The organism is Flavobacterium sp. GSB-24, from assembly GCF_027924665.1.
Taxonomy (GTDB): Bacteria; Bacteroidota; Bacteroidia; order Flavobacteriales; family Flavobacteriaceae; genus Flavobacterium.
On the sequence record NZ_AP027043.1, the window covers coordinates 1,717,237 to 1,737,212 of the forward strand.

16 protein-coding genes are annotated in these 19,976 nt (G+C 33.0%); 15 read left to right on the forward strand and 1 reads right to left on the reverse strand.

The genetic code is table 11. The features are described from left to right. The first annotated feature begins 24 nt into the window (after window positions 1–24). From sprA to QMG60_RS07685, 13 genes are all read left to right on the forward strand, one after another. A complete protein-coding gene (gene sprA, locus QMG60_RS07625) occupies window positions 25–7,290 on the forward strand; it encodes a cell surface protein SprA (RefSeq protein WP_281867383.1) in 7,266 nt (2,421 codons plus the stop codon). 85 nt (window positions 7,291–7,375) lie between these two features. Further along, entirely contained in the window at window positions 7,376–7,756 is a 381-nt protein-coding gene (gene gcvH, locus QMG60_RS07630) for a glycine cleavage system protein GcvH (protein ID WP_057117438.1), read from the forward strand. Beyond that, window positions 7,749–8,132 carry a VanZ family protein gene (locus QMG60_RS07635; protein WP_057117437.1) on the forward strand — a complete coding sequence of 128 codons (384 nt, stop codon included), beginning with the start codon at window positions 7,749–7,751 and terminating at the stop codon, window positions 8,130–8,132. Before gcvH ends, QMG60_RS07635 begins: the two co-directional genes overlap by 8 nt. 115 nt (window positions 8,133–8,247) lie before the next feature. After that, window positions 8,248–8,991 (forward strand): deoxyribose-phosphate aldolase, encoded by a 744-nt coding sequence (gene deoC, locus QMG60_RS07640; protein ID WP_281867928.1) that lies wholly within the window; start codon window positions 8,248–8,250, stop codon window positions 8,989–8,991. A gap of 19 nt (window positions 8,992–9,010) precedes the next feature. Further along, the gene (locus tag QMG60_RS07645; protein WP_281867384.1) at window positions 9,011–11,131 is read left to right on the forward strand and encodes an energy transducer TonB; all 2,121 of its coding nucleotides are present in this window, start codon (window positions 9,011–9,013) and stop codon (window positions 11,129–11,131) included. 156 nt (window positions 11,132–11,287) lie between these two features. Continuing rightward, complete coding sequence (gene cyoE / locus QMG60_RS07650; RefSeq protein ID WP_281867385.1) at window positions 11,288–12,190, forward strand: heme o synthase; 903 nt, start codon at window positions 11,288–11,290, stop codon at window positions 12,188–12,190. Between the two features lie 2 nt (window positions 12,191–12,192). Then, entirely contained in the window at window positions 12,193–12,780 is a 588-nt protein-coding gene (locus tag QMG60_RS07655) for a cytochrome c oxidase subunit 3 (protein WP_057117434.1), read from the forward strand. Between the two features lie 42 nt (window positions 12,781–12,822). After that, complete coding sequence (locus QMG60_RS07660) at window positions 12,823–13,809, forward strand: cytochrome c oxidase subunit 3 (RefSeq protein ID WP_057117433.1); 987 nt, start codon at window positions 12,823–12,825, stop codon at window positions 13,807–13,809. A 19-nt stretch (window positions 13,810–13,828) separates the two neighbouring features. Beyond that, the gene (locus tag QMG60_RS07665; RefSeq protein ID WP_057117432.1) at window positions 13,829–14,179 is read left to right on the forward strand and encodes a cytochrome C oxidase subunit IV family protein; all 351 of its coding nucleotides are present in this window, start codon (window positions 13,829–13,831) and stop codon (window positions 14,177–14,179) included. A 78-nt stretch (window positions 14,180–14,257) separates the two neighbouring features. Then, a complete protein-coding gene (locus QMG60_RS07670) occupies window positions 14,258–14,899 on the forward strand; it encodes a hypothetical protein (RefSeq protein WP_057117431.1) in 642 nt (213 codons plus the stop codon). A gap of 12 nt (window positions 14,900–14,911) precedes the next feature. Next, window positions 14,912–15,598 (forward strand): SCO family protein, encoded by a 687-nt coding sequence (locus QMG60_RS07675; RefSeq protein WP_057117430.1) that lies wholly within the window; start codon window positions 14,912–14,914, stop codon window positions 15,596–15,598. A 2-nt stretch (window positions 15,599–15,600) separates the two neighbouring features. Then, window positions 15,601–16,185 (forward strand): DUF420 domain-containing protein, encoded by a 585-nt coding sequence (locus QMG60_RS07680; RefSeq protein WP_057117429.1) that lies wholly within the window; start codon window positions 15,601–15,603, stop codon window positions 16,183–16,185. Then, complete coding sequence (locus QMG60_RS07685; RefSeq protein WP_281867386.1) at window positions 16,175–16,438, forward strand: hypothetical protein; 264 nt, start codon at window positions 16,175–16,177, stop codon at window positions 16,436–16,438. Before QMG60_RS07680 ends, QMG60_RS07685 begins: the two co-directional genes overlap by 11 nt. Before the next feature lie 16 nt (window positions 16,439–16,454). Here the strand turns inward: QMG60_RS07685 and QMG60_RS07690 are convergent, their stop codons facing one another. Further along, the gene (locus QMG60_RS07690) at window positions 16,455–17,861 is read right to left on the reverse strand and encodes a DUF4403 family protein (RefSeq protein ID WP_281867387.1); all 1,407 of its coding nucleotides are present in this window, start codon (window positions 17,859–17,861) and stop codon (window positions 16,455–16,457) included. Window positions 17,862–18,037: 176 nt separating this feature from the next. On the opposite strand from QMG60_RS07690, the gene QMG60_RS07695 reads away from it, so the two are divergent. Next, a complete protein-coding gene (locus QMG60_RS07695) occupies window positions 18,038–18,739 on the forward strand; it encodes an ABC transporter ATP-binding protein (protein WP_057117426.1) in 702 nt (233 codons plus the stop codon). Then, window positions 18,732–19,976, forward strand: coding sequence for an ABC transporter permease (locus QMG60_RS07700; RefSeq protein WP_057117425.1), 1,245 nt, complete (start codon window positions 18,732–18,734; stop codon window positions 19,974–19,976). Before QMG60_RS07695 ends, QMG60_RS07700 begins: the two co-directional genes overlap by 8 nt.

Genomic DNA, 19,976 nt, shown 5'->3' on the forward strand with positions numbered 1-19,976 from the left:
ATTCATTTTATATAAAAGAATTCTATGCGTAAAATTTGTATTTTGTTGCTGGTCTTACTCTGCGGTAATGTTTTGCGTGCGCAGGTCACCCCGGCAACTCAAGATACAACTAAAACTCAGTTTTCAGTTGGTAAAATTGAAATTGCAGATCCACCAAGTATACTATCAGCTTATAGATACGATCCAATTACAGATCGTTATATTTATACCAATTCTGTTGATGGTTTCTCAATCAATTACCCTTTAATTTTAACTCCAAAAGAATACGAAGATTTAGTTCTAAAAGAATCTAGAAGAGATTACTTTAGAAAAAAATCAGATGCTATTGATGGTAAAAAAACAGGAAGCGAAGCCGCAAAAAAAGATTTACTTCCAAGATATTATATCAATTCCAGTTTGTTCGAAAGTATTTTTGGAAGTAATACCATTGATGTAAAGCCCACAGGATCAGTCGAAATGGATCTAGGTTTGCGTTATACCAAACAAGACAATCCTTCATTTTCGCCAAGAAACAGATCCAGCCTGACTTTTGATTTTGATCAAAGAATCAGTATGAGTTTAATGGGTAAAATAGGAACTCGTCTTGAGGTAAATGCCAATTACGATACGCAGTCAACTTTTGCCTTTCAAAACTTATTTAAACTCGCGTATACTCCATCAGAAGATGATATAATACAAAGTGTAGAAGTTGGTAACGTCAGCATGCCTCTTAATAGCACACTTATTCGAGGTGCACAGAGTTTATTTGGAGCAAAAGTAAAAGCACAATTTGGTAAAACAACTATTACCGGAGTTTTCTCAGAACAGAAGTCTCAAACCAAAAGTATAGTCGCAGAAGGTGGAGGAACAGTTCAAAACTTTGATTTGTTCGCATTAGATTACGATAATGACCGACATTTCTTCTTGTCACAATACTTTAGAAATAAATACGATTCATCTCTAAGAAATTATCCATTTATTGACAGCCGTGTTCAAATTACAAGACTAGAAGTATGGGTTACCAATAAACAGAATAGAGTAACGACAAACAATAATAACTTAAGAAATATTATTGCGCTTCAAGATTTAGGTGAAGGTCAAGTTAGCGGCGTGCCAGACAATGAAGTTGTAGTGATTACCAATTCGGCAGGATTTTTTAATAATCCTATAGATTCTCCAACAGACAATACGAATAATAAATACAATCCTGCAACAATCGGGCAAGGAGGAAGTTATTTAAATTCTAATATTAGGGAGATTGTTACTGCTGGTTCTGGATTTAACAATGCAAATGTAAGCGAAGGTACCGATTATTCTGTTTTAGAAAATGCTAGAAAGTTAACAACAAACGAATATACTTTTAATCCACAATTAGGTTATATCTCTTTGCAGCAGCGTCTGGCCAATGACGAAATTTTAGCCGTTGCCTTTGAGTATACTGTTGGAGGAAAAGTATATCAAGTTGGAGAATTCGGAAGCGATGGTGTAGATGCAACTGTAGTTACAGGAAACAATAACGCTAATCAAGCCATTGTAACGCAGAGTTTGGTTTTAAAAATGCTGAAAAGCAGTTTGACTAATGTTAATAATCCAGTTTGGAACTTGATGATGAAAAACGTTTATCAAATTCCACAGGCGTATCAAATCAAGCAAGAAGATTTCAGGCTAAACATTCTTTACACAGATCCATCACCAATAAATTATATAACACCAGTTCCAGGGACTCTTTTTCCAGATGATGATCCTGTAAATCCTGATCCAAATAATTATTATATTACTAAAACTCCTTTACTGAATGTATTTAACTTAGATCAGTTAAATTCTACCAATGACCCACAAAAGGGTGGAGATGGTTTTTTTGATTATGTTCCAGGAATAACAGTAGATGTTCAAAATGCTCGTATTATTTTTACAACCAAAGAACCTTTTGGAGAACTTTTGTTTAGAAAATTACAAAATACAGGATCTGGAGAAAATTATAATGATCCAACTACCTATAACCCAAATCAGCAAAAATATGTATTCAGAAATATGTACAGAAGTACACAAGCTGGTGCGTTACAGGATAGTGATAAAAACAAATTTTTATTAAGAGGAAAATACAAATCTTCGGGAAGTAATGGTATTCCAATTGGAGCATTCAACGTTCCACAAGGTTCTGTTGTAGTAACTGCGGCAGGAAGGGTTTTGGTTGAAGGTATTGATTATAGTGTTGATTATCAATTAGGAAGAGTGCAGATTTTAGATCCTTCTCTTCAAGCTTCCAATACACCAATTGAAGTTTCCTTAGAAAATAATTCAATTTTTGGACAGCAGACCAGAAGATTTATGGGATTTAATATCGAACGTAAAATGTCTGAAAATTTTGTTTTAGGGGCAACCTTTTTAAAGATGACAGAGCGTCCTTTTACTCAAAAATCAAGCTACGGACAGGAATCTGTAAACAATACTATTTTTGGTTTTAACGGAAATTACTCTACAGAAGTTCCATTTTTAACTAGATTAGCCAATAAGCTTCCAAACGTTGATACCGATGTTCCTTCTAATCTTTCCATTCGTGGAGAAGTTGCATTTTTAAAACCAGATGCACCAAAAGCCAGTGATTTTGAAGGTGAGGCAACTATTTATATAGATGATTTTGAAGGTTCTCAGACAACTATTGATATGAGATCTGCATATGCATGGAGTTTATCTTCGACTCCATATATTGGTTCAATAAATGATAATACATTTAATGCAAGTTCTAATACGTTAGATTATGGTTTCAAACGTGCAAAGCTAGCATGGTATACCATCGATCCAGTCTTTTATGCATCAAAACCTTCGGGAATTTCCAATGACGATTTGTCTTTAAATTCAACAAGAAGAATCTATAGTAGAGAGCTTTATCCGAATACAGATATTGCTCAAGGACAAATTCAAGTAGTTAATACTTTAGATTTAACGTATTATCCATCAGATAGAGGGCCTTACAATAACAATCCAAATTTTGGGGCAAGTAGTCCTTCGACCAATTTTGGAGGAATTATGCGTGCGCTGAATTCAACCAATTTTGAGCAGGGAAATGTCGAATATATTCAGTTTTGGGTACTGGATCCATATGTTGGAACAGGAGAATCACAGCCGACCAATACAGGTAAAATTTATTTCAACTTAGGAGAAGTTTCAGAAGACGTTTTAAAAGACGGCAGAAAACAATATGAAAACGGATTAGGACCAGATCAGGTAATGGTAAATCCGCAGCCACTTTGGGGAGATGTGCCTGCATCACAATCGTTAATTTATGCTTTTGACACCAATCCGGATAATCGTAGAAATCAAGATGTTGGTTTAGATGGACTTCCGAATTCAAAAGAAGCTTCTATTTATAATAATTACGCTGGTGAAAGTGATCCAGCAGCAGATGATTACACCTATTATTTAAATACAGATGGCGGCGTTTTAAATCGCTATAAAAAATATAATGGAACTGAGGGGAACTCTGCAGTAAGTGTAGATGATCCGAATCGTGGTTCTACAACTCTTCCAGACGTTGAAGATATCAACCGTGATAATACAATGAGTACAATCAATGCGTATTATGAATACAGTATTGATTTAAGACCAGGAATGCAGATTGGACAAAATTATATTACAGACATTAGAGAAGTAAAAAATGTTGAACTTCCAAACGGAAGCACAACAAATGCAAGATGGATTCAATTTAAAATCCCAGTTTCGCAGCCACAAAATACTATTGGAAATATTACAGATTTTAGATCGATTCGTTTCATGCGTATGTTTATGACTGGATTTAATGATCAAATGACGGTTCGTTTTGGAGCATTAGATTTAGTTAGAGGAGAATGGAGAAGATACACAGGAACATTAGATGCTAATGATACAAATCCAGAAAACGACGGAACTGAGTTTGATGTTGCGGCAGTTAATATTCAGGAAAATGGGACTAAATGCCCAGTAAATTATGTTATTCCGCCAGGAGTTCAAAGAGAACAAGCATATAACAACAATACAATCATTAACCAAAATGAGCAGTCTTTAGCATTAAGAATTGGAGGTTCAGGATTAGAATATCAAGATTCTAGAGCAGTTTTCAAAAATGTAAGTGTTGATATGCGTCAATACAAAAAGTTGAAAATGTTCATTCATGCGGAATCACTTCCAAATGATAGCCAGCTTTTAGATAATGAAATGATTGGATTTATTCGTTTTGGTAATGACTTTACGCAAAACTTTTATCAGATTGAAATTCCATTAAAAGTAACAAATACTGGAGGATCATGTGAGATAAGTCCAGATTTGGTTTGGCTGGAAGAAAATAATATTGACGTGGCTTTGTCTTTGCTGACCAGAATGAAAATATTGGCAATGAAGATTGATCCTAATGACCCAAGAAGAGATGTAAATGGTATTTACTATCCAGATAGAGATCCATCTATAGAAGGAGGTGACCAAGACGGTAAATTGACTTTAGGTATAAAAGGAAATCCGAATTTTGGTTTAGTTCGAAATTTAATGGTCGGAGTAAAAAGTGCTGCAGATCATAAAAACATTAATGGAGAAGTTTGGTTTAACGAGCTTCGTATGTCTGATTTGGAAAACAAAGGCGGTATGGCAGCCTTGTTAAATGTCGATACCAATATGGCCGATTTGATGACATTATCAGCATCAGGAAAAAAGAGTACCATTGGTTTTGGTTCTCTTGAAGAGGGGGCTAATGAAAGAGATCGTGAAGATATCCAACAATATAACATAGTAACAAACTTAAATTTAGGAAAATTACTGCCTAAGAAATGGGGAATTAATCTTCCGTTCAATTATGCAATTGGAGAAGAAGTTATTACACCAGAATACGATCCCTTTAATCAGGATATTAAACTGAAACAGTTAATTGCGAAAACAACAGATCCAGCAGAAAAAGATAATATTAGAACACGTGCAGTAGATTATACTAAGCGTAAGAGTATTAACTTTATTGGAGTACGAAAAGACAGAGCCCAAGAGCAGAAACCTCATGTTTATGATGTAGAAAACTTTACATTCTCCCAATCTTATAATCAGGTAGAAAGACATGATTATGAAGTAGAAGATTATGAAGATGAGCAATCGAACACAGCCGTGAATTATGCGTATACATTCCAGCCGAAAGAAGTGGTTCCGTTCAAGCAGACCAAATTCATGAAAACAAGTGAATATTGGAAACTATTGAGTGATTTCAATTTTAATTATCTTCCTTCAAATATCTCTTTTAATACAAATATTATTAGACAAAGTAATCGCCAGCAATATCGACAAGTTGATGTAGAAGGTATTGGTCTTGATCCGCTTTACAGAAGAAATTTTGCATTCAATTATCAATATGGTTTTGGATTCAATCTGACAAAATCATTAAAATTAAATTATACTGCTGCATCGAATAATATTGTTAGGAACTTTTTGAATGACGATAATTCGCCAAAAGAAGACTTTAATATTTGGGACGATTATTTTGATATTGGTACGCCAAATCAGCATTTGCAGCAATTGGTTTTAAATTATGATATACCAATTAATAAAATTCCAATTTTCAGTTTCGTAAAAGCAACTTATTCTTATACTGCCGATTATAATTGGCAAAGAGCTTCAACAGCATTTTCGCAATATGAAGAAGAAAATCCAGATGGATCGACAACTCTGTGGGATTTAGGAAATACAATCCAAAATGCTAATTCAAATACTTTAACTACAACATTAAATATGAACACGTTGTATAAGTATTTAGGTCTAACGCCAGGTTCTAAAACAGCTGCGAAAACAAAACCAACAGCGCCACCTAAGCCAGGTGAAAAAATTGTAAACACTGCGAAGCCAACAGTAAGTAGAAGTCCTTTCTACGACGGTTTAATTGGAGTTTTGACAAGTGTTAAGAACATTCAAATTAATTATACTAAAAACAGCGGTACTGTTTTGCCAGGATATATACCAGGAGTAGGTTTCTTTGGTACATCAAAACCATCATTAGGATTCGTATTTGGTAGTCAGGATGACATACGTTACGAAGCGGCCAAAAATGGATGGTTGACCAATTATCAAAATTTTAATCAAAATTATACTCAGGTAAGTAATAAACTTTTGAAAATTACAGCAAATGTTGATTTGTTTCCTGATTTGAAAATTGATTTAAATATGGATCGTGCGTATTCTGAAAACTCGTCCGAACAATATACGGTTAGAGATTCAATTGGAGGATTGTATTATAAGCCTTTGTCGCCATATACATACGGAATGTTTTCTATTTCAACAGTATTGATCAAAACTGCTTTTTCAACAAGTAATGAAACGCAGTCTGCGGCATTTGATGATTTTAGAAATAATCGTTTAATAATTGCAAATCGTTTAGCGGAAGATCATTATGGAGCAGTTATTCCTAGATATGATGCGTCTACTCTTCCAACAGAAGATCCGAATGCTCCATTGGATAATCTTGCAAATCCAAATAATAGTCAAAGAAAGTTAATCCAGTCAAATGATGGGTATCCAATAGGATTTAGTAAAAGTAATCAGGCAGTCTTGCTTCCTTCGTTTTTAGCAGCTTATACAGGAAGTGATGCCTCAAATGCTTCGACAAGTATTTTTAGAAGTTTCCCTATCCCGAACTGGACTGTGAAGTATAATGGTTTGATGCGTTATAAATATTTTAAAGATCATTTTAAACGTTTCTCTTTACAGCATAATTACAGAGCTTCATATACAATCAGCCAGTTTAGATCGAACTTTGATTATTTAGAAAATCCTAACGGGCAGGATGTCAATTCGAATTTCTTTAATAAAACAATTATGTCGAATGTTAACTTGGTAGAGCAGTTTAGTCCGCTTATTCGAGTTGATTTTGAGCTGAAGAGTTCACTTCGTTTATTAACTGAAATTAAAAAAGACCGAGCCTTATCGATGAGTTTTGACAACAATTTGTTGACAGAAGTTAAAGGAGTAGAGTATGTTGTTGGGTTAGGATATCGTTTTAAAGATGTAATTTTCTCTTCAAGATTGGCAGATAATCCAACTGGAATTATTAAAAGTGATATTAATATCAAAGCTGATTTTTCATATAGAAACAATGAAACTTTAGTTAGGTATTTAGATTACGATAATAATCAGCTGGCTGCGGGACAAAATATTTGGACCTTAAAGTTGACTGCTGATTATGCTTTCAGTAAAAACTTGACAGCAATATTTTATTATGATCATTCGTTCTCGAAAGCAGTTATTTCGACTTCATTTCCTTTAACGAACATCAGATCAGGTTTCACACTTCGTTATAATTTTGGAAATTAATTTTTAGTTTCTAAACTAAATTTCATTAGAAGATTATTACATTTGTGGCTTAAATTTTAAATTATCAATTTTCAAACATACTATTATGAGCATACCAGCAAATTTAAAGTACACAAAAGATCACGAATGGGTTAGCATCGAAGGAGATGTTGCGACTGTAGGAATTACTCATTTTGCACAAAAAGAGTTAGGGGATATCGTGTATGTTGAGGTAGAAACTTTAGATCAGACACTTTCAAAAGATGAAGTTTTTGGAACTGTTGAAGCTGTAAAAACAGTTTCAGATTTATTTTTACCATTAACAGGTGAAATCATTGCTTTTAATGAAGACTTAGAAAGTGCTCCTGAAACTGTAAATTCTGATCCTTATGGAGCAGGATGGATGATTAAAATTAAAATTGCTGATGCATCAGAGATTGATTCTTTATTATCTGATGAAGCTTATAAAACATTAATCGGTGCCTAAACAGTTATTATTACTTTGGGCGATTGTCTGTTCTGGAATTATTGCTTATTTCTGTTTGACAGATTCGGGTAATTTACCAGCAGTTAATATTCCAAGTCTTGATAAAATTGTACATTTCTGTTTCCACTTTGGATTTACAATTTCATGGATTTTGTTTTTCAAAAAAGAATTAAAAGGAAAAGAAGCAGACGATTATAAAGCTTATTTGATTTCGTTTATTTTTTCTGTTTTTTTTGGAATTACAATCGAAATCCTGCAAGCTGCTCTTACAGTTACCAGAGCTTCGGATGTTGCAGATGTTTTAGCAAATGCGCTTGGGGCGTTCACGGCAGTTTTTTCTGCTATAGCCTTTAAAAAGCAAATCAATAAAATATAATATTAGAAACCCACTTCGGTGGGTTTTTTTCTACAAGAAAAGCAAACTTTTAAAACGCTGTTTTTTATCAATATAAAATGTACTTTTGTGCTGGTTTTCTGCAACTTCGATCATGATAAATGTAAAGCAATATTTAGACTCCACATATTTAAAAACTGCATCGCAAGCTGGTCTTTCTGAAGCAGAAAATACAATTGTGGTTAAAAAGGCCATTCAAGAAGCTATTCAAGAAGGATTTAAATTAATTATGATTCGGCCAGAATATGTTTCTCTGGCTAAAGAAATGATTTCAGAAGCCAATTCTGTTTTGTTAGTAGGAACTGTAATTGATTTTCCAGAAGGGAAGTCAAGTCTTGAAACTAAGATTAAAGAAGCAAACGAAGCAATTGCAAATGGAGCCGACGATCTGGATTTTGTTTGTAATTATGAAGCTTTTAAAAATGGGGAAATAGATTTAATAAAACAAGAAATTTTATTTGGAACCCAGATTGGTCTAGCGAATAACAAAACTGTAAAATGGATTATAGAAGTTGCGGCTTTAACAGATAAAGAAATTATTCAACTATCGGCTTTGATAAAAAATGTTGTAGTTTCAAATTTTCAAGAAGAAGACTTTGCTTCAGTTTTTGTAAAATCTTCAACAGGATTTTATAGAACAGATAACAATGCTCCTAATGGAGCGACAATTCCAACTATAATTATAATGCTTGAAAATGCTTCACCTTTATCGGTAAAAGCAGCTGGAGGTGTGCGATCTTATAAAGAAGCATCAGAAATGATCAATTTAGGAGTTAAGCGCATAGGAACTTCAGCGGCAAAAGCAATTTCAAACGGAGAAAATTCCCCAAATCAATATTAAATAAATACCTATATTTTAAGTGAATAAGTTTTTTTTATCCCTTGTTTTAATTTTTTCATTTTTGATTGTTTCTTCACAGCAAAATGGTGCTTCTGTTCAACCGGGTTTTACGGCAGAAATGTTTCCTGTTTTTCCTAACTGCGAAAACTTAGAAGGTAAAAAACTAGAAAATTGTTTTTATAAAGAAGTTCAGGATTTTGTATTTAATAATTTTCAAGTTCCAGAAAACTTAAAGCAAAATAATTATAAAGGTGCAGTAAAAGTACTTTTTGAAGTGAATGCAGAAGGAGAATTTAAAGTAATTTATGTATCAGCAGCAAATGATGAATTGTCTCAAGAAGCAAAACGAGTATTTGAAAAATTTCCAAAAATAAAGCCGTCAACTTACAACGGAAAAGCTACTTATTCTAAATATACAATTTCTATCGATTTGCCGCTTAAAAGTTCAGAGCAGCTTGCTGCTGAAGCTTTGGCGGCATCTGAAATTTTAAAGCCAATTGAAAAACCAATGACAGAGCTGGATAGCATTGTATATAAAAAATACAATAATCCAGAATTTGAAAGTCATTTAAATATTCCTTTTTCTCACAGTTATTATGCTCAGTTCGATGCGGCAATGAACCAAGTGGGAAGCAATAATCATACGGCTTCTAAACCTTATACGTATGCTGAGGTTTCTAAGTATTATAACTTAAAAGCCGTTAATGAGTCTTTGCAGAAAAATGTTTCAACCTGGCTGGGAAGAAAATGGTGGAACGAAAATCTAGTACAGATTCAAGGAGAAGATTACTGGTTTTCTTTGAACCCTATTGTCGATTTGCAAATGGGTAAAGCTTCAGATCTTGATGCATCATATACTTATGTAAATACAAGAGCATTGAATTTTAGAGGAGGTTTAGGAAAACAGATCAATTTTACAACTACATTTTTTGAAAGTCAAGGGAGATTTGCAGGTTATTTTAATGATTATGCAGAGTCAATCAAGCCATCTGGTGGAAATCCTGCGATAATTCCAGGAGTTGGGATTGCAAAAAGATTCAAAACAGATGCTTATGATTTTCCTTTGGCTGATGCCAATATTACGTTTACACCAAACAAAATTTTTGATCTGCAATTGGGGTATGGCCGAAATTTTATAGGAGATGGTTATCGTTCGCTTTTAGAAAGCGATGGAGCAAGTCCTTATCCTTATTTTAAAATTAATACCAATTTCTGGAAAATTAAGTATACCAATACTTATATGTGGATGAAAGATGTTCGCCCAGAGGTAACGGTAGATAGAACATATGCTACAAAATTCATGGCAAACCATTATTTGAGCTGGAATGTTTCAAATAGATTAAATTTAGGTTTCTTTGAATCTGTAGTCTGGACAAATACCAACAACAGAGGTTTTGATATTAATTTTGTGAACCCTATAATTTTTTATCGTGCAGTAGAATTTGGATCTTCATCTAGAAGCGGAAATGCGCTTTTAGGGATAACAGGTAAGTACAAATGGAATAATAACATCAATTTATATTCTCAATTTTTGATTGATGAATTTTCTGTTTCGGATGTTGGAGCAGGGAATCAAAGCTGGAAAAATAAATTTGGATTCCAGCTTGGAGCAAAATATTTCAATGCATTTAATGTAAAAGATTTATTGTTTCAGGTAGAATTTAACCATGTACGTCCATATGTGTACTCTCATAGCGCAGTTATTACAAATTACGGACACAATAATCAAAGCGTTGGGCACCAGTGGGGAGGAAACTTTAAAGAGTTAATTGTGATTGGCCGCTATCATAAAGGACGTTTGTTTGGAGATGCTAAATTTACGATGGGAACAAGAGGTTTAGATTTTGACACAGCTGAAGACTCGTATAACTATGGTGGCAATATTTATAAAAGCTATGATGAAAACCGTCCTTATAATACAGGTGTAAAAGTAGGGCAGGGAAATAAAACAAGTATTTTCATCGCGGATATTCAAGGCGGATATTTGATTAATCCGATGACAAATTTGAAATTATTTGGAAGTTTAATTTATCGAAATTTCGACCCAACGCAGGAAACTGCTGCAACATTTAAGCAAAGTACAACTTGGTTTAGTATAGGTTTGCGTTCAGATATTTTCAATTGGTATTTTGATTACTAGTTTTTAATAAGATTTTTCGAAATAATAGTGTTAAAGTATGGCGAGTTCTTAATTTGTAAAGGTTTTATTGAAAAAAATCTATTTTTATAGGTCTAAATTCTACAATCTAATTTGTACATTTGCAGCACTCAAAAAAATACACAAACAACAACGGTATTGAACGCTGCAAAAAATACATTATCAATCAAATCAATATTTCTAGATTTTAAAGAGATTACTAAGGCTGGATTGGCTATTAGTGTTTTATTTTCTTCTATTGCAGGATATTTGTTAGGAGTTGATTCTGAACATCCATTTAAATGGAGTACTTTGGCTGTTTTAGCAGTTGGAGGATATTGCATGGTTGGGGCATCAAATGCTTTTAATCAAGTAATAGAAAAAGATATCGATTCGTTGATGGATCGAACTAAAAATCGTCCAGTTCCTTCAGGCAGAATGTCTCCAAGAGTAGCTTTGCTAGTAGCAAGCCTGCTTACGATTCTAGGAATTGCGCTTCTTTATACGATAAATGCAAAGTCGGCAATGTTTGCTGCAATATCTATATTTTTGTATACAAGTATCTATACGCCATTAAAAACGGTTACTTCTTTGTCTGTTTTTGTTGGAGCTTTCCCAGGAGCAATTCCATTTATGCTGGGCTGGGTAGCGGCGACAGGAGAATTTGGCATCGAAGCAGGAACTTTGTTTCTAATTCAGTTTTTCTGGCAGTTTCCGCATTTTTGGTCTATCGGATGGTTTTTATATGAAGATTATGAGAAGGCAGGGATTTTTATGCTGCCAACAGGTAAAAAAGACAAAGGAACAGCATTACAAATTATTTTATATACAATTTGGCTTATAATAGCATCATTGCTGCCGGTTTTAGGTTTTACAGGACAATTATTTATTTCTCCAATCTCAGCAATTTTAGTTTTTCTGTTAGGTATTTGGATGCTTTTTTATGCAGTTCGTTTGTACAAGTTAAGAACTGCCAAAGCAGCTAGAACATTAATGCTGGTAAGTGTTTCTTATATTTCGCTTTTACAAATTGTATATATAGTAGATAAATTTTTAAGATAGTTATGGAAATGACAATGACAACAAATGAAGAACAAGTAAGAAAGTCGAAATCAGCAAAACTGATTCTTCTTTTTGCGATGGTTAGTATGACCATGATGTTTGCTGGATTAACAAGTGCATTTGTAGTAAGTAAATCAAGAGCAGACTGGTTGAAGAATTTTGAGCTGCCTTCTGCGTTTTATTGGAGTACAGCTGTAATTATTGCTTGTAGTGTTACTTTTTATCTGGCTAAAAAAGCCATCCAAAAGGACAACAGAAGCGCTGTTACGGGATTGCTTTTGGGAACTTTAGCGTTAGGGATTTTATTTGTAGTGTTACAATTTCAAGGATTTGGACAAATTGTTGAACAAGGATATTATTTTACAGGAGAAGGTAGTTCAATTACTACAACTTTCTTGTATGTTGTAACGGTTACGCACTTGTTACACTTGGCTGGCGGATTAATTTCACTTTTAATTATAATTTATAATCATTTTAAACAAAAATACAATTCGACTCAAACTCTTGGTATAGAACTAGGTGCGATGTATTGGCACTTTTTGGATTTATTATGGGTATATTTATTTTTATTTTTATTTTTCTTTAAATAAGAAAAAAACGTAAATTTGGGAACTTTTTAACGAATATCTTTTATGGGAGCGACAGTTACTACTGCAAACAACGACGAAAAAACTTGGGGAGGCGGTCATGAGATCCAGCCACTAGGATCAAGTTATGGAAAAATGATGATGTGGTTTTTTATCGTATCAGATGCCTTAACATTCTCTGGATTTCTAGGAGCTTACGGTTTTTCTAGATTTAAATTTATTGAAACTTGGCCTTTGGCTGATGAAGTGTTTACTCACTTTCCATTTATGCATGGTGTTGCGGCTCCAATGTATTATGTAGCTTTAATGACTTTTATTTTGATCTTTTCATCTGTAACAATGGTATTAGCTGTTGATGCAGGTCACCAATTGAAAAAGACAAAAGTTGCAATTTATATGTTCTTAACTATTATTGGAGGTTTAATTTTCGTTGGTTCTCAAGCTTGGGAATGGAAAAACTTCATTAAAGGTGAATATGGTGCAGTTGAAACAGTTGGAGGTAGTTTACTTCAATTTGTGGATAAAGATGGTAAAAGAGTAGCTTTGGCTGACTTTGCTGTTAAATTGCCAGAACAAAGAGAAGCTTTAACAAGAAGTCATTCAACTTGGTTTATGGAAGATGCACAATCTCTTCCAACTTACACAGTTGCTGAAGTTCAAGCAGGATTTAAAGCTCATCCAGAAATTTTAATTAGAACAGAAAAACTTACTGATAAAAAGAAAAAGACTGTTTTATCAAGAGAAGAATCTGAAGCTCATTTAGCAAATGCTAAATATGTTGTAGAAGGTGCTAACTTGATTAGAAACGAATATGGTAATAAATTATTCGCTGATTTCTTCTTCTTTATTACAGGTTTCCACGGATTCCACGTATTCTCAGGAGTTATCATTAATATCATCATTTTCTTTAATGTATTATTAGGTACTTACGAGAAGAGAAGAAGCTACGAAATGGTAGAGAAAGTTGGTTTATACTGGCACTTCGTAGATTTAGTTTGGGTATTTGTATTTACAGTTTTCTACCTAGTTTAATTTTTAGAATTTAATCATTATGTCACACGAGCACGTATCAAATACAAAAAGAATCTGGTTTGTTTTCGCATTACTTTCTGTAGTAACTACAGTAGAAGTTATATTAGGTATCTACAAACCTGCATCATTAGAATTCACTCATTTTGTTGGATTGAATTTATTAAACTGGATTTTCTATATCCTTACAGTTTTTAAAGCATATTATATTGTATGGGCATTTATGCACATGGAAGGTGAAAAAAGCAGCCTTAGATGGTCTGTTGTTTCTCCTGTTATCTTCCTAGTTTTATATTTATTGTTTATTCTATTGACAGAAGGACATTATATTTATGGGGTTTTTAAAGATTCTACTATTAAATGGAATTTTTAACATGATATTAATTCGAAAAGAGTCCCGATAACATCGGGATTTTTTTATTTTTGTACCTCAATAATTTCCGTTAATACAATGAAAAAAAATATAGTTCTCTTTGTACTTTTTGTCCTGCCAATTGTAGCTTATTTATTTTTTGCTTCTGGGGTAAATAGTTTTACAACACTTCCTGTAATAACACCAAAAGTTGCTGATTTCGGAAATTGGAAATCATTAAACGGAAAAAAAGTTTCTCTTGATAAAAAGATAACTGTACTTGGTTTTTCAGGTTCAAATATATTAGATAATAGAGGGAATTATTTTAACTTAAATGAAAAAATCTATAAACGTTATAATGGTTTTGAAGATCTTCAGTTTGTAGTTTTATGTCCGCTTGGTACCGAAAAAGAAGCTCAGAAAATTATTGACGCTTTATCTCCTTTTACAGATGTTAAAAACTGGAATTTCGTATTTGCTTCAAATGATGAAATTCAAAAATTCTATGATCAGCTTCATTTAAAACAGAAACTAAATCAGAATCTTGGAACTTCAAATGTTTATATCATTGATAAAGAACGCAATTTAAGAGGAAGAAAAGATAAAGACGAGTATAAGGAAGGGTATGATACTTTTCATCCGTCAGAACTAAGCAATGAAATGCTGGATGATTTTAAAATTATCTTATACGAATACCGCGCCGCTTTAAAGAAGAATCATAACGCCACAAAGCAACTTTAAAATTCATTTATAATGTTCAAAAATAAATCATATATAGGAATCTCCTTTATCATTTTGATTTTTGGGATTTATGCAGTTCCTAAAATTGTAGATCGAGTAAAAAACGGTGAAGTCGTAAAAGGAAATCGCTTAGATAATGTTGGTTCTAAATCTTCAAAAGAAGCAAAGCTTTTGACAATTGGGCCAGCTCCAAAATTTGAATTGACGAATCAAGATAATGTCAAAATTTCAAATGATACTTATAAAGGAAAAGTATACGTTTTAGAATTCTTCTTTACAACATGTCCTTCTATTTGTCCAAAAATGAATATGAGTATGCTGGAAATTGAAAAAGCTTTTTTTGGAAATCCTAATTTTGGAATTGTTTCTATAACAATTGATCCAAAACATGATACACCGCAGGTTTTAAAAGATCATGCTAAGCTGCTTGGTGTAAAATCTTCAAATTGGAATTTCTTGACAGGAGATAGAAATGTAATTATGGATTTATCAAACAAAGGTTTTAATCTTTATGCTGGTGAAAATGATAAAGTTAGCGGCGGATTTGAGCATTCTGGTTTATTTGCCTTGATTGATAAAGATGGTAATATTCGTTGCAGAAAAGATAACTACGGAAATCCAACTATTTATTATGATGGTCTAGATAAAAAAGGAGTTCGTGATATTCAACAAGACATTAAAATTTTATTAGAAGAATAAAAATGGAAGATAATAATCTAGAGAAAAAATATAGTAAATTAATTATTGCTGTTTCAATTGTAATTCCCGTTGTTGTTGCAATTTTGTTTGGAGTAAAACTAAAAGATTTTGGTTTTAATGTAGAGCCATTGTCTGTACTGCCTCCCATCTATGCAACAATTAATGGAGTTACAGCTATTGTTTTGGTTTGGGCCGTTTTAGCAATAAAAAATGGAAACCAGAAATTACACGAACGATTAATGACTTTTGCAATTGCCTTATCTGTAGCGTTTTTGGTTATGTATGTGGCTTATCATATGACAGCAGATTCGACTAAATTTGGTGATTTAAATCATGATGGAGTTCTTGATTTGGCAGAAAGTGCAAAGGTAGGTTCAATACGATACTTATATTTTATCATTTTGATCACTCATATTTTACTGTCGATAGCAATTATCCCACTTGTACTAATTACTTATGTAAGAGCATTGGCGCAGCGATTTGACAGACATAGAAAAATAGCTAAAATTACTTTTCCAATTTGGTTGTATGTTGCTGTGACTGGAGTAATAGTTTTTTTAATGATTTCACCATATTATGCTAACTAAAAATAAAATACATAAAGGAAAATTCAAGTTTCAAACTTTTGTATTTGCGATTTGTATTTTCTTTATTGGAATTGCAGCAAATGCTCAGTGTGCCATGTGTCGCGCCGCTTTGTCTGGTGATTCTAATATTAAGAAAGCAGAAGCAGTTAATGACGGAATTGTTTATTTAATGGCCATTCCGTATTTACTGGTAATGATAATAGGATATTTGATTTATCGAATGTATCAATCTAAAAAACAAAAAGCAGTGTAATTTTACACTGCTTTTTTTATTTAAGTCCGTTAACGGAAACATTTACAGTTCCGTTTATTTTTATAAAAGCAATAATGGCTTGATTGGTAAGCTGAATTTTATCGAACTGTATATCTTCTATTTTTCCATTTACAAATACACCAGGCATCGGAGAGTAGTTTTTTAAATAGCCTGCCATACTTTTTTTACCTTCTTCCAAATTAGGCTGAATAGAATATCTGCAGCTTTCTTCCATTTTTCGTAAAACGTATCCTTGTGCAAGCCAATTGGCAGTTCTCATCAATCTGCTTTTGGTGTCTAATACATAGTCTAGTTTTTCGAAATAAATTTCCTTGGTTTGTGGATTATATTGTGGAAATCCATTTAAATAAAGCGTTCCATTTATAGAGCCTAAAACATCCAATGCAATTACCATTTTGCCGTCCTTATGCCAGATTGTAACATTTTTAACCGTTACTTTTTTGCTGCCAGAACCAAATTCCTGACCAGCGAAATTCTTGGTCATAATTTTTGAAGCATCAACATAACTTGAAATAGCAGCAATATTGGCAGAAATCTGATTTGGAATTTTAGCAACAGGCTTTAGAACAATTTTACTGGCGTTAAATTTAGAGTCAGGCTGTTTACCGACAATAGTTTCCATATTACATTTCATACCCATTTCGAGTAAGAAAGAATCATTTTTGAGTTTGGCATTTGTCGAATAAATTTCGATGGGAACAATTCGCAGCCAGCTTTCGTAAGTGTCACTCATCTCAAAAGGCGTGCAGATTTTTTCTACTGCCTGAAGCACATTCGGTTTAAAATCCATTGATTTTTCAATAGCTTCATCTATTTTCTTTTCTAATTTATCTTTAAAAATAGAAATTGCGGGATTTATTAAATACGTAATCGGCATATTTTTACCAAAAATGCTCATTGTTGGACTCTCGCTCCAGTCAAGAGATTTGAATTCAGTTTTGGTGGTAAGTTTCCAATTTGTTAGAGCAGCTTCGCTGGACAATGTTATAATTCCATTTAGATTAAATTCCCTAACATCATATAATTCTACACCTAACTTTTTGGTGCCAATACGATACTTGAAGGTAGCTTTAAGCGGTAAGATTGTTTTTATTCTCTTATCTGGATTTGATGGATCATTCTGAATTTTAATTGGAGCTTGTTTCCAGATCTTCATTTCAATATCATCATCTTCGATAGTATTGTCTTCATAAATTAATCCGTTTAAGAGAGCATTTGTTTGATTTTCAATATCACTAAGTTTAATCGTAATGGGTAAATTGATAAACGAAGGACTGCTGTCGTAGACTAACGGACTTGCGTCGTCTGGTTCTGGTTTTAATGTTTCTAATTTTTGAGTAGAAGAACAGCTTGTTAGTATTGCAAGTACTATAAACATTGGAATAATTGAAGAAAGCTTCATTAATGTGAATTTTTAAATCGAAACAAAATTACGAAAACAATCATATTTTATTAAAAAAGTGTAACAATTACTACAGATTGAAGTCTTATACAAAAAGGTAACGAAATTATTAACTTTTTATTATCATAATTTACTTAATAAAAACGTTATTATTGTCTCAAAAATTTAACAATACCATGATCGAAATTAAAGATTTACACAAATCCTATAAAATGGGAAGTTCAGAATTACATGTATTAAAAGGGATTAATTTTAATATTGAAGAAGGAGAATTAGTTGCGATCATGGGATCATCTGGTTCGGGTAAATCTACTCTTCTTAATATTTTAGGGATTCTGGATGAAGCCGATTCTGGAAGTTATATTTTAGACAAAACTCCTATAAAAAAATTAAACGAAACGATTGCTTCAAAATATCGTAATAAATTTTTAGGATTTGTTTTTCAATCTTTTAACTTAATTAATTACAAATCTGCGCTAGATAATGTCGCTATGCCATTGTATTATCAGGGAATTAAAAGGAAAGAGCGTTATGAAATTGCAATGAAATATTTAGAGAAAGTTGGTTTAGGATCACATTCTCACCATTTACCAAATGAACTTTCTGGAGGTCAGAAACAACGTGTGGCTATCGCAAGAGCATTAGCTTCAAATCCGAAAGTTTTATTGGCGGATGAACCAACAGGAGCTCTTGATACTAAAACTTCTTATGAAGTTATGGAACTGATTCAGGGAATTAATGACGAAGGAAAAACGATTTTAATTGTTACACACGAACCTGATATTGCCGCAATGTGCAAAAGAAATGTAGTCCTAAAAGACGGATTAATTATTGATGATAAAAAAGTAGAACAAGTTAGAGCTTCGTCTTATGTTTAATATTGAACGCTGGCAGGAAATATTTGAAGCCATTTCTAAAAACCGATTAAGAACATTCTTAACCGGAATTTCTGTGGCTTCCGGGATATTTATTTTGGTTATTCTGCTTGGTGCAGGAAAAGGTCTTCAAAATGGAATTGAAAAACAATTTGAGCGTGACGCCGCAGGAATTATAGAAGTTTGGTCGGGAACAACAACCAAAGAATACAAAGGGTTGAATCCAGGCAGACAAGTTCAATTTCGTAATAGCGATTATAATCAGTCGGTTCAGAAATTTGAAGATAAATTAGATTTAAGAGCTTCAACCAATAATTATTGGGGACAGTCTTTTAGCTATGGAAAAGAATCTGGAAGTTACCAATTTAGAGGTGTTGATCCAGATTATGGCGGAATAGAAAACCTAACGATAGTTCAAGGACGATATATAAATAGCAAAGACCTTCAGAATAATGAAAAGGTTGCTGTTATTGGAATGAAAGTAAAAACGGACTTGTTTAAAGATAAAGAAGCACTTGGGGAAGAAATATTAATCAATAATATTAATTTCAAAGTAGTTGGAATTTTTACTGATCCAGGTGGAGAACGTGAAGAAACTAGAGCTTATTTGCCATTATCAACAGTACAGAGAACCTTTGGCGGTGGAGATAAAATCAGTAATTTGTTTTTTACATTGAAAAAGACAAATAATTATGATGAAGCTTTGGCTCAGTCTGAAAAATTTACACAAGATTTAAAAGACTTATTGAAAAGTAAAAACATGGTGGCTCCTGAGGACGACAGCGGAGTTGGGGTTTATAATTCGGTTAAAGATGCAAAACAATTTTACGACTTGAATTTATATATCAGATTGTTTTTTTGGTGGGTTGGTATTTGTACAATAATAGCTGGTGTTGTGGGAGTTAGTAATATCATGCTGATTATTGTAAAGGAAAGAACTAAAGAAATTGGAATTAGAAAAGCATTAGGAGCATCTCCATTTTCTATTATCACAATGATACTTCACGAATCAATTTTTATTACAACAATCGCTGGATTTGTTGGACTTTTAGCAAGTTTATTATTGCTTGAATTTGTTGGGCCAATGGTTCAGAGTGAGTATTTTAGAAATCCAGAAGTTGATTTTAATGTAGCTTTGACAACACTGTTTTTATTAGTGTTTGCTGGCGCAGTTGCCGGATTTTTTCCTGCATACAGAGCCGCTAAAATTAAGCCTATTGTAGCACTTAGAGACGAATAG